Consider the following 13,897-nt stretch of genomic DNA (forward strand, 5'->3'; position numbering starts at 1 on the left):
CCGGGTTGCGCAGGTCAGAACGCCTGCTCACGATCGGGAGCTGGCGCTGGTCGACGCCTTGCGAACCGTGCACGCTGCCCGAGTTCGACGTGGTGAGCCGATGCAGACACTCGCGGGTGACACCGCGCCCGGCAACGCCTGCGGCGACGCAGGGTCGGTGTCGCAGTCTCGGTGTCGCAGGCGCTCAGTCCCGCAGCCGGACGACCGCCTCCCAGGCGGCGCGGACGTCGGGCATCACCGGGTTGTAGTCGGTGGCAGGCCCGAAGAACCCGCACAAGGAGTTCGTGTCGGCGTACCAGAGCACCGTGTTCCCGGCGATCGTCGTGACGTCGTGGGACCGGCCGGAGAATCCGCCGCCCGCCCAGGGCTGATCGCTGCGCCAGTCGGATTCCGGGGTGTCCGTGAACGCCTGGTTCAGCAGGAGGCAGGTCTCGGCGTCGTCCGAGGACAGGTAGTTGGCGAAGTAGACGATGCCCTCGTGCTCGAATCGGCAGCGCACGTGGTTACGTGCCTCGTACATGTCCCCCTGGCTGTGCGTGCCCATCGCGTTGACGCAGTCGACGGCGGACGGCCCGGCGAAGGCGAGCAGCTGATCGTCCGCGCCGAAGGCCGCCGAGTCGACGCCGTCGGTCTCGGTGTCCCGAGCCTGCTCGGTGTCGGCCCCCGCATTCGAACCCGTGTTCGTGTCCCGGTCCGGGCCCGCCGACGAGTCGATGCTCGGCGTGGCGTCGCCGAGGGGCGTGCCGCTGCTGGTCCACCGCAGTGCCGCCGCCATCACCAAGCCGACCGCCGCGAGCACCAGGACGGCCAAGCCGACGATCACCGGCATCGACCAGCGCCGCACAGCGACCGAGGTCTGCGGTGTGGACGGCGTCCCGCCGGGCTGCGGCAGGCGCAGGGGTGCGGTCTGCCTAGGCACCGGCGACTGCGCCGACGATGCGGGAGCTGACGCAGGGGGCGTGGGCGCGGCCGTCGGGGCGAGGGCGCCGAGGACCACGGCGGTCTCCGGCGAGTCGACGATCGTCGGCACCAGGCCGAGTCGGCGGCCGATCAACCGTGCCACCAACGGCATCCGCGTGGCGCCGCCGACCAGGTGGACCGCCACGACCGGGGTCGCCAGGACGGTGTCGGCAAGCAGGCCGACGGCCCGGTCCAGAGCGGAAGCGAGAATCCCCTCCAGCTCGTCGCGGGTGAGGTGTGCGTCGGGCAGCGGCGGAGGCAGCGGGATGTCGGTCTGCGGGTACTGCGACAAGGCCTCCCTGCCCGCCTGCACGTCCTCGGCGACGGCACGGGCCCGCCGTCTGCTCGCGACGTCACCGAGCCGCACCAGGTGTGCGACGCCGAGGTGCTCCAGCAGGAGCTGATCGAGATCACGACCGCCGAGGTCCGACAGCCCCGCCTCGGCCAGCACTTCCCAGCCCGTCGCACCCCGGCGCAGCACCGCGACGTCCGTGGTGCCGCCGCCCATGTCGAACACCGCGATCGCCTGCCCCGGCGCGACGTCCGGCGCCAGCCCCGCCGCCGCGACCGGCTCGGCGACCAGCCGGACATCGCCGAGCCACCCGGCCTCCCTGGCGGCCGCCAGCAGCACTCCGCGCCGCGTGGCGTGCCAGTCGGCAGGATGGGTGAGGACCACCCGATCGACCCTGGCCGCCTCGGCGGCGACCCGACGAAGGACCGAGGCGATCAGCGAGACGACCGGCACCACCGCGTCGCCGAGCAGCACCTCGCCCTCGTCGATCCGCTCCTTGGGATGCGGCTCGAACCGCGCCGGATCGAGCCGGGCGCCACGCAGCGCCTCGCGGCCCACCACCAGCGTGCCGTCCCGCCCGCTCAGCACGGCGGAGGGCAGCACGGGCCAGCCGTCGAACAGCAGCAGCCGGGCCGGACCGCCGTCGATGCGCAGGGCTGCGACGGTGTTGGACGTCCCGAAGTCGACGGCGAGTTCACGCACGGCCAGACAGTACCCAGCCGGGCGTCGCCCTCAGGGGGTTTCGCGAGGAAGGCCGCGCTGCCGCTGCCGATCTCGGATGGGCAGCAACCGGCCGGGGATTCGGCGCCCAAGACCATGTCGCTCGGTGAGAACCCTCTGTGCTGGCTACGAAATTGCAGATGCCGATTCCGGCGGAAGCCGGCATCCTGCGCAAGCGGCCATCGGCATGGCGAGGATTGACACGGCCGGAATGCGACGGGCGACCTCCTGCACGGCGGCCAATTCGACTCGGCGATTCACCGCGGCACGATTCGACCGGGCGAGGCTTGAACACAGCCGACTGCGACACCGGCCATGACTCGACACCCAGCCACGCCGGACTCGGCTGTCGAGTACGAGCACCACACCACTCCGCGTACCGACATCGAAGCAGAGCCCGCCCGAGAACCCTGTTCCTCCACAATCGACAGTGCAGCCGACGGAGTTCCACGACGGGACGTCCGAGGTTCGAGCGAAGATGAGGCAGCCTTGGACACCCGTTCGTCGCGCATCCTCGAGAAACTGGCACGAGCGAAGGCCGACCCGAGCCTGCTGAAGTCCTTCGGCGCCGCCAAACACGAGTTCACGCTGAACCCGCCCTTACCGGAGTCGGCGATCGTCGGTTTCGAGGCCGAGCACGGCGTCACGCTGCCTGCGGACTACCGGCGGTTCCTCCTCGAACTCGGCGACGGCGGGGCGGGGCCGAGTTACGGACTGCTCCGCCTGTCCGCCGCCTACACCGAACCCTTCGACTACCCAGGCGCCCTCACGGAGCCGAGCGCCTTCGTGCCGGGGACCGAGTACAGCACCGGCTGGTGGGACGACTTCCCCGGACCGGACGACCGCCGCCCCGACCCCTTGCAGGGCACGCTCTCCGTCGTCCACCACGGCTGCTCCGACTTCACTCAGCTCGTGGTGACCGGGCCGGGCCGGGGACGGTTGGTGAACGTCAACTGGGACGGGGCGGTGCCGCCGTACGTGTTAGAGGATCTCGACTTCCTCAGCTGGTACGAACGCTGGCTCGACGAGCTGCTCGCCGGTCACCGGGTCGCCGGGTTCGGCGACAAGCTTCCCGGCGACGAAGGCATATTGATCGACATCCTCGCCACCGACCCGGCACCGAGCCGCCGCTCCCGCGCCGCGACCTCGCTCGCCCAGCTGGCCCGGTTGTCCCCGACGGCCGTGCGCGCCCTGGAAACGGCGACCACCGACCCCGCCGCAGCGGTCCGAACCGCAGTCCTCGGCGTCGCCTGGCGCTGTGACATCGAGATCGAGAACGCCGCACGAGCGGCGTTGTCCGACCCCGAGGCCGCAGTGCGGGCCGAGGCCATCAGCGTCCTCCGCGTCCGCCGCACAGCCGACCTGGCCGAACAGGCCCGCGCACAGCTCACCACCGACGACCCCGAACTCATCCGCCGCGCGCTACAGGCACTGGGTGACAGCGCCGACCTCACCTCGGCCGACATCGCTCCGCTGCTGAACCGCGAGGATCACCGCATCCGCACCTCGGCCGCGTTTCACCTCGGCGACGCCCGAGACTCCGCAACCGAGGCGCTCGCCCACGCCCTCGCCGACGAACACCCCGGTGTCCGGCTTCTGGCGGTGCAGACGGCCTCCCGCCGGGACGACAGAGCGCTGCTTCCGCTCCTCCGCCGAATGCTCGCGACAGAATCGGACGAGACCGTGGTGGTCAATCTCCGGCGGGTTCTCGGAGAGTAGGGGGAGTGACACGGGGATCGTCTCTCACGACAACGGCGGCGACCGTGCACGGTAGGAGTAATCGACGACCCGCAAGGCAGGCCTCCGGTCATCCGGACGTTCACTCACCCCTCCACACCGGCTGCATGTGTGCACGTCTTACAGCAGGAGCCGGGGTTCGCTGGAACAGATCGGCCTCGTCTAGGAACACGCAGTCGATCCCCATTCGATGCAGGTAAGCCATTCCGGCAGGTTGCGGTCGCTCGGGAAAGAGTGCGGTCAACCGCGTGACGGGATGGGGACTGTGCACGGCGTAGTCGCACAACTGCGCGATCGCTTCGCGCACCTTGTCGTGAGTGGCCGTGCTCTTCGCCTCGAAGATCTCCGTCTCGGACTCGTCATGGCGGTAGAGATCGGGGCGTAAATCGTGCTGGGTTCGAAAGGCGGAGAGGCCGTCCAAGGCATGGCGCTGCACATACAACTCCACAAGAATCGCCTCTGCACGATGGCTCACGGTGACGGATGCCGTGGTCTTGCGTTCTATCGCCCAGGTGTGCATCTTCTCGACCGGCGTCACGCGAGACCCCTGCCTTCCCTGGCCTTCTCCTGCAACTCTCCGAGCCTGGTCTCCACGACGCTGGTACCGATGCCGATCTCCTGGAGGACCGCAGGGACGACCTCATCCGGCAGGAAGCGCTGTCCTGGGAACACATAGTTCACATTGAATCCGCACACGCTGGCCAAGTCCTGCTTCGGACGCTCCCTGTGCATCCGCGAATCGGTTGACCAGGTAGAGGTCGTCGATCCTCTCGGCAAGCCGTTGGTCCTGCCCGGTGACGTGGTCACGAATAGCACACAGCAGGATCGACAGCGTGGTCAGTCGCTGCTGACCATCGACCACCAGCCAGACCTGCACGCCTGCCGGTGTGTTCGCCGGGCTCGGGGCGAGAACCACCGAGCCGAGGAAATGGGACCCATGGGCTCCGGTGTCCACGACACTGATGACGTCCTGCCAGAGCTGATCGAGGTCTTTCCGCTCCCAACTGTAAGGGCGCTAGAGAGGTACGACATACTGGCGCTCCCCCTGGAGCAGACTGCGCAGCGTGGTCTCGCTTGCCTTCACCGGACTCCTTGTTCCAACGGATACGAAAGAGGTCCCCGGCGAGGGACCTCGAGGCCGCATAATCCGATATGCGTGACATCTAGACGATCAACACAGGAATTATTCACCCAAATGGGCGCCCACTGTTAGTGACCCCCGAGCAGAGCCCGCCGACGGACCTCGCCTACGGCCTCGACCTACGGGGGCACGCCTGCTCCCAGCCAGCCTCGGACCTGGCTCGTCACCACGCGCGCCAGCTACCAAGGATCTCTCCTTGACCTGCGGAGAGGAGAATCACAGCTCGAGTCGGGATGCTCAAACCCGTCGGCTCACTTCGGCGCCATCGCTCCACAAGATCACCTCGTGAGTACAGCGCCAGACCTTCGACCCCTCGTCTGTGTCCGTCAAGCGAACCTCCCAACACCAGCGCAAGACCTGCGCTGGCGACAGCGGGCGATCCGAGAAGATCTACCCCGAAATGCAGAAAGCCCCGCTGACCTGGGCTTTCGCCTAGTTCAGCGGGGCTTCGCGACCGTCGGGACGACAGGATTTGAACCTGCGACCCCTTGACCCCCAGTCAAGTGCGCTACCAAGCTGCGCCACGTCCCGGCCACACCTCATCGGTGCCTCGTAAGAGTACAACATCCGCAGAGCGCCTCGCGCGACCCCCCGACATTGATGTTGACCTGCGAAGACACCGATCCAACCTTCAGGGGTCGATCATGCTGCCAAGGGAACCAGTCGGAGTCTGCAGCCCACGCGGCTCGCCGGCGTGAAGGTCCGGCGACCTTCTCCGTGCCATGGTGATCATCAGGTCCTTTGTCATGCAGTACCGAAGGTTCTGTGCTCACCGACTCCGCATTGCAGAAGAGGCCGGTGGGCAAGCGGATGACGGCGATGCTCGATGGCGTCCCGGAATCGCCGTATGGCTCCGGGGACAGGAATTCACCGACATCGCCGAGGACACCGTCCTTGCGGCGGAGTTTCGGCGTTGACGGTCAGTCGAGCGCGCGCCGCAGGACGATGCCGTCGCGGCGGTTGCGGGCGTGGATCTCGACGCTGTCACCGGACCGGCCCGCATCCTGCACGGACAGAGAATTGCGAACAGTGCCGTTCGTGCTCTCCGCGTCCACGACGGCGGAGGTGTGCTCGCTGACACCGACCTCGATGCCGTCGGAGCTGTTCTCAAGTTTCGCCATGCCCCGCGTCGGCCCGCTGTTCCGAATAGGACAGTCGGCGGCCTTGGCGACGACGTCTCCGTCGGCGCGGTCCACCTCGATGCCGCCGCTAGAGGTGCTCGGGTCGACGGCCTCCAGCGCGTGATGCGCGCTGGCGCTGTGGCACTAGGAGATCTTGCGGCGGTAGGCGGAGGTCGCGAAGAGGTACGCGACGACGAGAATGCCGGCGCACCAGCCGAGAGCGACCCAGATGTCGTCGCCGACCGGCTGTTCGGTCATCAGCGCGCGGATGGCGCTCACGATCGGCGTGACCGGCTGGTTCTCGGCGAACGCGCGTACCGGGCCGGGCATCGTGGCGGTGGGGACGAAGGCGGAGCTGAGGAACGGCAGGAAGATGAGGGGGTAGGAGAACGCGCTCGCGCCCTCTGCGGATTTGGCGGACAGGCCGGGGATGACGGCGATCCACGTGAGCGCCAGTGTGAAGAGGAACAGCATTCCGGCGATAGCGAGCCACGCCAGAACCCCCGCTCCCGAACTGAAGCCGATCAGCAGAGCGACCGTCAGCACGACGACGAGCGAGATCAGGTTGGCGACCAGGGAGGTGAGCACGTGCGCCCACAGCACCGACGAGCGCACGATCGGCATGGACTGGAAACGTTCGAAGACACCGCTCTTCATGTCCGTGAAGAGACGGACTGCGGTGTAGGCGATCCCGGATGCGACGGTGATGAGCAGGATGCCGGGCAGCAGGTAGTTCACGTACGAGTCGGAACCGGTGTCGATGGCGCCGCCGAACACGTAGACGAACAGAAGCATCATCGCGACCGGCATCAACGCGGTCGTGATGATCGTGTCGACGCTGCGCAGGGTGTGCCGCAGCGATCGTCCCAGCAGGATGGTGATGTCAGCCAGAAATCTAGTGATCATCTGCTTTCCTGACTCGTGGGTTCCGAGAAACGTTCGTTACCGTCGTCGCTGACGAGCGCGAGGAAGACGTCCTCCAGTGTCGGCTTCTTCTCCACGTACTCGACCTTGGCGGGCAGCAGCCGCTGTAGCTCGGCGAGCGTGCCGTTGACGATGATCCTTCCTTTGTGGAGGATCGCGATCCGGTCGGCGAGCTGTTCCGCCTCGTCCAGATACTGCGTCGTGAGCAACACCGTGGTACCGCGTCCCGCGAGTTCCTTGACCGCCTGCCACACCTCGAGGCGCGACTGCGGGTCGAGGCCCGTCGTCGGTTCGTCGAGGAAGATCACCGGCGGGTTGCCGGTCAGGCTCATCGCGATGTCGAGGCGGCGGCGCATACCACCGGAGTACTCCGACACCCGCCGGTTCGCCGCGTCGGTCAGGGAGAACCGCTCGAGCAGTCCGTCCGCGATCCGGCCGGGATCCTTCAAGTGCCGCAGGCGGGCGACGAGCACGAGGTTCTCCCGCCCCGTGAGGATCTCGTCCACCGCGGCGAACTGCCCGGTGAGACTGATGGACTCCCGCACGCCCGCGGACTGCGTGGCGACGTCGTAACCGTTGACGTCGGCCGATCCCGCGTCGGTCTTGAGTAACGTGGACAGGATCCTCACGACCGTGGTCTTGCCTGCTCCGTTGGAGCCGAGCAGCGCGACGATGCTGCCTCGCGCCACCTCGAAATCCACCCCGCGCAGCACGGGCAGATCCTTGAAGGACTTCTCCAGACCCGCGACGCGGATCGCGAACTCCTGGTTCTGGTCAACTGCCATCCGGGTTTCCATCCTCTGGTCGGTCACTGCATGCCGTCCGCCACGCGGTCGATCGTCTTGGTCAACCGGTCTCGCTCCCTACGAATCCACGAGCCGCCGGGGTAGTTGCGCAGGAACGCCTCCGCGAACTCCACCGGGTCCTCACCGACGACCTGGCGCAACGGGATTCCGTCCGCCGCGCTCTGCTCGAACAGGTCTGTCAAGTCCGCCAGCATCGCCACCAGGCTCTCCGACTGGTCCGGGCCGAAGTGCTGCATGTACCGCTGCAGCGCCTCGACCGCCGTGCGGTAGTCGTGCGGGAGCCGTTCGATCCGCTCCTTGCACTGCCGGTAGCGCCGCTTCTCCTCGAGCGATCCGGTCACGACCTCCAGATACCGCAGGTAACGGTTCTTCTGCTCGCCCGGTTCAGTGCCCACTGCCGTTCCCCTCTTCCCTGAGCTCTTCGAGTTGTTCGCTGAGAAAACTCCAGGTCTTCCAGAACTCTTCGAGATACCCCCGCCCCTCGTCGTTCAGGGAATACACCTTGCGCGGAGGCCCCTTCTCCGAAGGGACCTTCTCCACGTCCACGAGACCGCGCTGCTCGATCCGGACCAGCAGCGCGTAGACCGTTCCCTCTGCGATCTCGGTGAACCCCCTGTCTCGAAGCCACGCCGTGATCTCGTACCCGTACGCGGGCCTGCTGGCGAGAATCGCCAGGACGATGCCCTCGAGCGTGCCCTTGAGCATTTCCGTCGCCTGCCTGCGCAAGGACTCCTCCGAACTACTTGGTGTTGCTGAGTACTACTACAAAGTAGCACTAGGTACCACCCCCGGCGCAAGGTCGTCGTCTGGCGAACGTCGCCGTCACCGTGGCCGACGCACTGCCCGAACGAACGGGTGAGTTCCGGGCGGGTCGAATACATTCCCGCACCTTGGAAGTGCTGGACCAGCGCGGCGTGCTCGACCGGTTCCTCGAAGCGGGCGATCTGACGCCGGTGGGCCACTTCTCCGGGCTGTGGCTGGACTTCGAGGGACTCGAGTCCCGCCACCCGCACCCACTGATGCTCTTGCAGTCCGTCATCGAACGGCTGCTGAGCCGTGGGCGGCAGAGCTCGACGTGGAGGTACGCTGGTCGTCCGAGGTGACCGGCCTGCGCCAGAACGAGAACGGCGTGGAGGTCGCCCTGGCCACGGGAACGACGCTGAACGCCCGGTACCTCGTCGGGTGCGACGGTGGGCGCAGCGCGGTACGCAAGTTCGCGGGAATCGGCTTTCCCGGCACCCCGGCGACGATGACCGCCCTACTCGGAGACGTCCGGCTGCCCGACCTGCCCGGGGACTTCATCTTCATGCGGCGGTGCCCGACCGGTCACTTCTCCGCCATCTCGCTGGAACCCGGCTGGTTTCGGGTGATCACCTTCGAGTACGACCACGTTCCCGGCCGTGATGAACCCACGACGTTCGCCATGCTGCGGGAGGCGCTGCTTCGGCTCGCGGGGACCGACTACGGCATGCACAGTCCGAAGTGGATCTCGAGGTTCGGTGATGCGGCGCGGCAGGCGGACAGGTACCGCGACGGACGGGTGCTGCTCGCGGGCGACGCGGCGCACATCCACTACCCGGCGGGCGGGCAGGGGTTGAACATCGGCGTGCAGGACGCCGTCAACCTCGGCTGGAAGCTCGCCGCGGTGGTGCGCGGCGATGCGCCGGACGCGCTGCTCGACAGCTACCACGCCGAACGCCATCCCGTCGCAGAACGCGTGCTGCACAACACCCGCGCGCAGTCGGCGCTGGCCAGGCTCGGCGCCGAGATGAACGCGCTGCGCGAAGTGTTCGGCTCGCTCATGGTGGTCGACGACGTCAACAGGCACCTGCGAGAGATGATCACCGGCCTGGACGTGCGGTACCCGGCGGACGACCACCCACTAGCCGGTCGCCGGGTCCCCGACGCCACGCTGAAGACCGTGCGCGGCGCCACCCGCGTCCACGAGCTTCTGCACGCCGCTCGCCCGGTCCTGCTCAACCTGAGCGGCAACACCGAGGTGACGACGGCGGGGTGGACGGTTCGTGTCGACGTCGTCGAGGCACGCAGTGAGCACGACTACTGGCCCGTCCCCGTCATCGGTGAGGTCGACGCGCCCGCAGCGCTGCTCGTCCGCGCCCGAGACTGAATTTGCCGTTGATCTCGTGGAGTGCCCCGTGATCGGGGTCGATGACGATGCGGGCGTCGTCGAGGTGGGTGTTGTGTCGTTGCAGGCCTAGGAGTTCGCCCCAGCGGGCGCCGGTCCAGGCGGCGGTGTGGATGAGAGTCCCCGCCCAGGCGCCGCCCAGGGCGGTGGCCTGATCGGTGGTGGTGAGGACCTGCTCGTGGGTGGCCCACTGCCGTTCGGGGGCGCGCGTACGTCGGCGGCGTCCTCGGCGGCGGGGGCGGATCGGGTTGGCGGGGATCAGGCGTTCGTAGGCGGCGTCGGCCAACAGCATCGACAGGAGCTTGACCATGGTGGCGACACTCGCGGGGGCGTAACCGGCGGCACGGACCTTCTTCGACCAGGCGGCCACCGCGATGCCGGTGATGTCCCCGATGGCGACGTCGCCCCACCGGGGAAGCAGGTGATTGCGTAGCAGGCTGCGGTACTGATTCTCCGTGTTGGCGGCGAGATCCAGCGCGTCCATCCAGGGAACGCTCCACTCCGCCAGAGTGAGTCGGCCGGCGGCGGGGTCGATCCAGTTGCCTCGTCGTTGATCGCTCTCCATGTCCTCGGCGTGATCGGCAGCGGCTCGCTTCGTCGCGAAGCCCGGCAACGATCCGAGGGTGCCGTCGTCACGCACGTACCGCACACGCCATGACCTCGTGCCACGCTTCTCCACCCATGCCACCGCATTTCTCCCTTCACCCGCCGTGCCGCGGACGCGCCACGACACCATGGACGCTCCAATCACCACAGAGAGCCAGCTACCCGCCCAACCCACAGCCGGGCAGCTCAGAGCGCCGAACGCGACCGACGCTGCCGGACGTCGCGGGCAGGACGAGCTCCGGCAGCGATCACCGCCGTCAGGTCAGCCTCAGAGAACCGCAGTGCTTACCGAGAAACGTGCACGGAATCAGCCGACGCCCGGCCGCACGACGCAGCCACGACTCCCGGACCGCCAACAACCGCGCCGCCTCTGCCGGGCTGTACAGCAGCACCGACCTGTCCCGAGAACCGATCGCCGTCTCATCGATCTCGGCGACAGTCGAGATACCCATCTCAGGCCCAGGCACGGCAGCCGACACCCCTCGTGACTGCGGAAGTGGCGGTAGGCAGTGCTGCTGTCGATCAGGTTCACGAGGACCTCCACAGGCGAGTCAGAACTGACACCCCTGAACTCCACCGAGAACGCCCAAATTCGACAGCAGAACCACGATTTTACACTTCCCCCGCCTGGGAACATCCCACCTGGCGATGATCAAAGACATCCAGAGGTACCGGGCGGTAGACCTGCAGCACGGCCCGGTCCGCACAGTCCGGCACAGCTCGCTACGAGACCCAGGCCGATGGGCCACCAAGATGTCGCAATAAGGCCCGGCCGTGAAGGCCGGGTGCAACCTGCCCGATCAGGGCTGATCGGCTGGCACAGTCTAGCGGGCTCGCCGATATCCGGACATCATGGACGACTCGCCCGAGATCCGCTTAAGACTGATCCGGCGTGTCGGTAGACGCTTCCCTTCCCGAAGCTCGCCGCGCAGAAGGACGTCCAGCGAACGCTCCAACCACGCCGTGAGTCCGGCGCTGGGGCACGCCGATCGCGCTCATCCCCAAGGCCACTCTCTCGTTCGAGTCGCCGAGTCGAAGCTCGCCCCGCCACGCCGGAATGCCGCAGCCCGCTATCGAGATGTTCTCGATGATGCACTCGACCACGTCGCCACGCTGCACCACAGCTGCTCGTCCGGAGACGACAGCACGACGGACCGCTCAGGCCTCACGGTTGACCGTAGCCGTGACCACGTAACGCTCCATTGACCAGACGGAATGTCCGCAAGAGGGAGGATTTCGGGAGAATCGTGTCGACCACAACTACGTTCGACCGCCCTCCGCCCGCAAGCCCCACAGAAACCTCACCACCGACTCGATCGGCTCACCCACGGGACCGAGCAGCACACACGCCTTGGCCTATCACCCCGTTTCACGCAGACCACCAAGGCCCGATCACCCGATCGAGCGCCCACGCCCGAACTTGTCGAAGCTCCAAGCGCAGCGACCGCTCCCAGCGGAAGCCCGGTCAGCGACCTGCGGGACGTCCATCCGGGTCGACCATCCTGATGACACCGTCCTGCTCTTGCAGAACCACGTCATCCCGGTACTCACCCACACCGAGCGCGCCAACTTGGCCCAGGCTGACCATCCGTACGATCTCGTTGTCGCGTTGAAAAACGAGGAGGTCGCCGTCTTGGATGTAGTCACCGTCGTAGGTACCGTCACCGGTGATCTCGACGGGTCGACCCAGTTCTTCCTCGATCGACGCACCGGTTGCGGGTCCGATGAGGACCTGCACGGAGGTCCAGTCGCCGGGGGCCAGTTCCTTGAACGGCCTCGAGCCGCCGGACCGGCCCAGCTCGACGATCGCGGTCTCGAGGTCCACGTCGAACTCCACCTGCACTCCCGAGGTGTTCGCGCCGCATCCCGCCACCAGGGCGAGCAATGCGAGCAGTGGCAATATCAAGCGCATATCAATACTGGTCCGGAGTCGCCGACGGTTCGCCGGGGTCGTGGTCGTCGCCGCGTCCAGGGTTGTCCGTCGGCCAGCGGTTGTTAGGGGTGTCGCGGGTCTCCCCGGGGTTCACCTCGTTGGACGGCACCAGGGTGTCGTTGTTGTCGATGACCACCATTCTGCCATCCGTGACCGCCTGCTCGACCAATGCGGCCAACTCCTCGGGACCGGCCTCGGGATTGGCTCGCGCGATCTCGCGGCCCACCTCGTTGTTGTGCAGATCCATACCCACCGGGATGTGGTGGCCGGCCGGGTTCCGCTCATGTGCGGTGGCGAACTCGCCCGCCCATTGCTCGCCATAACGCTGTGTCATCAGAGCATTCCAGTAGGCGTGCCGGAACGCGTCCGAATGCCCATCGGTCTTGCCCTTTCCCTCGAACATGCTCTCCGAGACATGCAGCGCATCCTGTCGAATGTCGCCGAACTCCTGGAGTCCGAGCAGTCCCTTGCGCATCTGCAGGTCGTCGAGCATCCTCACCTCGGTCTGGGTAAGCCGTTCCTGCGGGATGTCTCTCAGTTCCGCGATCCAGCCAGCCAGACCGGTTGGCCACATGGTCGTATCGTCGGTCCTGACCTGGTACCTGGCTAGCAGATCGCGATGCCACTGCTCATCGACGATACGGTCCTCGCCCGTCTCCGCCGCCTCCGCCAGCGTCGTCGCTCCCGCGTCGTCGATCTCACCGGACAGGATGTGTCTGAGCACGGAGTCCAACTCGGTGTCGATCATGGCCGCTTGGCCCAGGATGCCCTGCACCTCCACGTGCAGGGTCATGAGCATGGCGAATCCCCCGGAATCCGCAATGTCGACGACCTCGCCGTTCTCGATCCGGTAGCCGTTCCTCGCAGCGTGGTCCTCGGTCGCCTCGATGCTGCGGACCAGATCCCGCACAGCTCGCTCGGTGTCATCGATGATCGTCACTGCAGCGGACAATCGAGCAGCGAGGTCCTCGAGCGCCTGACAACGGGCCCGGAGATCACTCTCCGCAGCCTCTGCCGCATCCCCGCTCCACTCAGCCGGCTTGGCACCATCGAGCTCGTCTTGCAGACCGACGACCAACTTGTTCTGTGCGGAGAGATGGTCACTGACCTGACCGATCATGTCCGGCCGCCACTGCCTGATCTCATCCCATGTGGCCATCAACCGCCTACCGTCCGGCCGAAACCATGCGCATTCGCATCGTCTCGCTCCTGATAATCATCGGCAGCCGAGTGCAGCTCTGCCGCGTAGGAGTCCATGCCCTCGGCCCAGCTCGCGCAGCTGTCCTCCCAATGCGGGCCGAGCTGACCGGCGGTCCCAGCCGACTCCGTCCCCGGCAGCGCGGTGGCGAGCTCCGTCACCCGACCCAAGTCAAGTGTGCGCACGACATCCGCCGCCTGCTGCGCGGCGTCAGCCGAAGCGCTCAGCGCTGCAGGATCGACCTCGAACCCCGTCATCCTTCCCCACCCCGCCCCTACCAAGGGTACCGACGAGACCGCAGTCTGTATTCGTG

The 13,897-nt window shown here is 67.0% G+C and carries 14 protein-coding genes, 1 tRNA gene and 2 pseudogenes; 3 read left to right on the forward strand and 14 right to left on the reverse strand.

What is annotated here, in order from left to right; all coding sequences use genetic code 11:
- Positions 1–184: 184 nt before the first annotated feature.
- Positions 185–1,954, reverse strand: a complete 1,770-nt coding sequence (locus tag UA74_RS19115; protein ID WP_075765048.1) for an Hsp70 family protein — start codon at positions 1,952–1,954, stop codon at positions 185–187.
- A gap of 507 nt (positions 1,955–2,461) precedes the next feature.
- Between UA74_RS19115 and UA74_RS19120 the strand changes: the two genes are divergently transcribed.
- Positions 2,462–3,691 (forward strand): SMI1/KNR4 family protein, encoded by a 1,230-nt coding sequence (locus UA74_RS19120; protein ID WP_075741485.1) that lies wholly within the window; start codon positions 2,462–2,464, stop codon positions 3,689–3,691.
- A 100-nt stretch (positions 3,692–3,791) separates the two neighbouring features.
- Here UA74_RS19120 and UA74_RS19125 read toward each other — a convergent pair whose 3' ends face one another.
- The 9 genes and pseudogenes from UA74_RS19125 to UA74_RS19160 form a co-directional block, all read right to left on the reverse strand.
- Positions 3,792–4,247: a hypothetical protein gene (locus tag UA74_RS19125; protein WP_075741486.1), complete on the reverse strand. Its 456-nt coding sequence runs from the start codon at positions 4,245–4,247 to the stop codon at positions 3,792–3,794.
- Complete coding sequence (locus tag UA74_RS32145; RefSeq protein WP_157434301.1) at positions 4,244–4,390, reverse strand: hypothetical protein; 147 nt, start codon at positions 4,388–4,390, stop codon at positions 4,244–4,246. Before UA74_RS32145 ends, UA74_RS19125 begins: the two co-directional genes overlap by 4 nt.
- A pseudogene (locus UA74_RS34305) lies at positions 4,350–4,712 on the reverse strand (DUF262 domain-containing protein); the annotation flags it as partial. The gene UA74_RS32145 and the pseudogene UA74_RS34305, both read right to left, overlap by 41 nt.
- Positions 4,713–5,307: 595 nt before the next feature.
- Positions 5,308–5,381, reverse strand: a tRNA-Pro gene (locus tag UA74_RS19135).
- A gap of 389 nt (positions 5,382–5,770) precedes the next feature.
- Positions 5,771–5,971 (reverse strand): hypothetical protein, encoded by a 201-nt coding sequence (locus UA74_RS19140; protein ID WP_157434302.1) that lies wholly within the window; start codon positions 5,969–5,971, stop codon positions 5,771–5,773.
- Positions 5,972–6,115: 144 nt separating this feature from the next.
- Positions 6,116–6,877, reverse strand: a complete 762-nt coding sequence (locus UA74_RS19145; protein ID WP_075741489.1) for an ABC transporter permease — start codon at positions 6,875–6,877, stop codon at positions 6,116–6,118.
- Positions 6,874–7,680 carry an ABC transporter ATP-binding protein gene (locus UA74_RS19150; protein ID WP_075766231.1) on the reverse strand — a complete coding sequence of 269 codons (807 nt, stop codon included), beginning with the start codon at positions 7,678–7,680 and terminating at the stop codon, positions 6,874–6,876. Before UA74_RS19150 ends, UA74_RS19145 begins: the two co-directional genes overlap by 4 nt.
- A gap of 23 nt (positions 7,681–7,703) precedes the next feature.
- The gene (locus tag UA74_RS19155; RefSeq protein WP_075765052.1) at positions 7,704–8,096 is read right to left on the reverse strand and encodes a DUF1048 domain-containing protein; all 393 of its coding nucleotides are present in this window, start codon (positions 8,094–8,096) and stop codon (positions 7,704–7,706) included.
- A complete protein-coding gene (locus UA74_RS19160; RefSeq protein WP_198042780.1) occupies positions 8,086–8,406 on the reverse strand; it encodes a PadR family transcriptional regulator in 321 nt (106 codons plus the stop codon). Before UA74_RS19160 ends, UA74_RS19155 begins: the two co-directional genes overlap by 11 nt.
- Positions 8,407–8,528: 122 nt before the next feature.
- Between UA74_RS19160 and UA74_RS34310 the strand changes: the two are divergent.
- Positions 8,529–9,370 (forward strand): annotated as a pseudogene (locus tag UA74_RS34310) (FAD-dependent monooxygenase); the annotation flags it as partial.
- 168 nt (positions 9,371–9,538) lie between these two features.
- Entirely contained in the window at positions 9,539–9,829 is a 291-nt protein-coding gene (locus UA74_RS34315) for an aromatic-ring hydroxylase C-terminal domain-containing protein (RefSeq protein ID WP_404799997.1), read from the forward strand.
- Here the strand turns inward: UA74_RS34315 and UA74_RS19170 are convergent.
- The 4 genes from UA74_RS19170 to UA74_RS19190 form a co-directional block, all read right to left on the reverse strand.
- Positions 9,777–10,535 (reverse strand): hypothetical protein, encoded by a 759-nt coding sequence (locus UA74_RS19170; RefSeq protein ID WP_198042783.1) that lies wholly within the window; start codon positions 10,533–10,535, stop codon positions 9,777–9,779. The two genes, UA74_RS34315 and UA74_RS19170, sit on opposite strands and share 53 nt — an antisense overlap.
- A 1,383-nt stretch (positions 10,536–11,918) precedes the next feature.
- On the reverse strand, positions 11,919–12,290 hold the full coding sequence (locus UA74_RS19180) for a hypothetical protein (RefSeq protein ID WP_075743990.1): 372 nt from the start codon (positions 12,288–12,290) through the stop codon (positions 11,919–11,921).
- A gap of 76 nt (positions 12,291–12,366) precedes the next feature.
- Positions 12,367–13,506, reverse strand: coding sequence for a wnt family protein (locus UA74_RS19185; protein ID WP_232237332.1), 1,140 nt, complete (start codon positions 13,504–13,506; stop codon positions 12,367–12,369).
- A 38-nt stretch (positions 13,507–13,544) separates the two neighbouring features.
- On the reverse strand, positions 13,545–13,769 hold the full coding sequence (locus UA74_RS19190) for a hypothetical protein (protein WP_232237333.1): 225 nt from the start codon (positions 13,767–13,769) through the stop codon (positions 13,545–13,547).
- Positions 13,770–13,897 lie beyond the last annotated feature (128 nt).

This window comes from Actinoalloteichus fjordicus (assembly GCF_001941625.1).
Lineage (GTDB): Bacteria > Actinomycetota > Actinomycetes > Mycobacteriales > Pseudonocardiaceae > Actinoalloteichus_A > Actinoalloteichus_A fjordicus.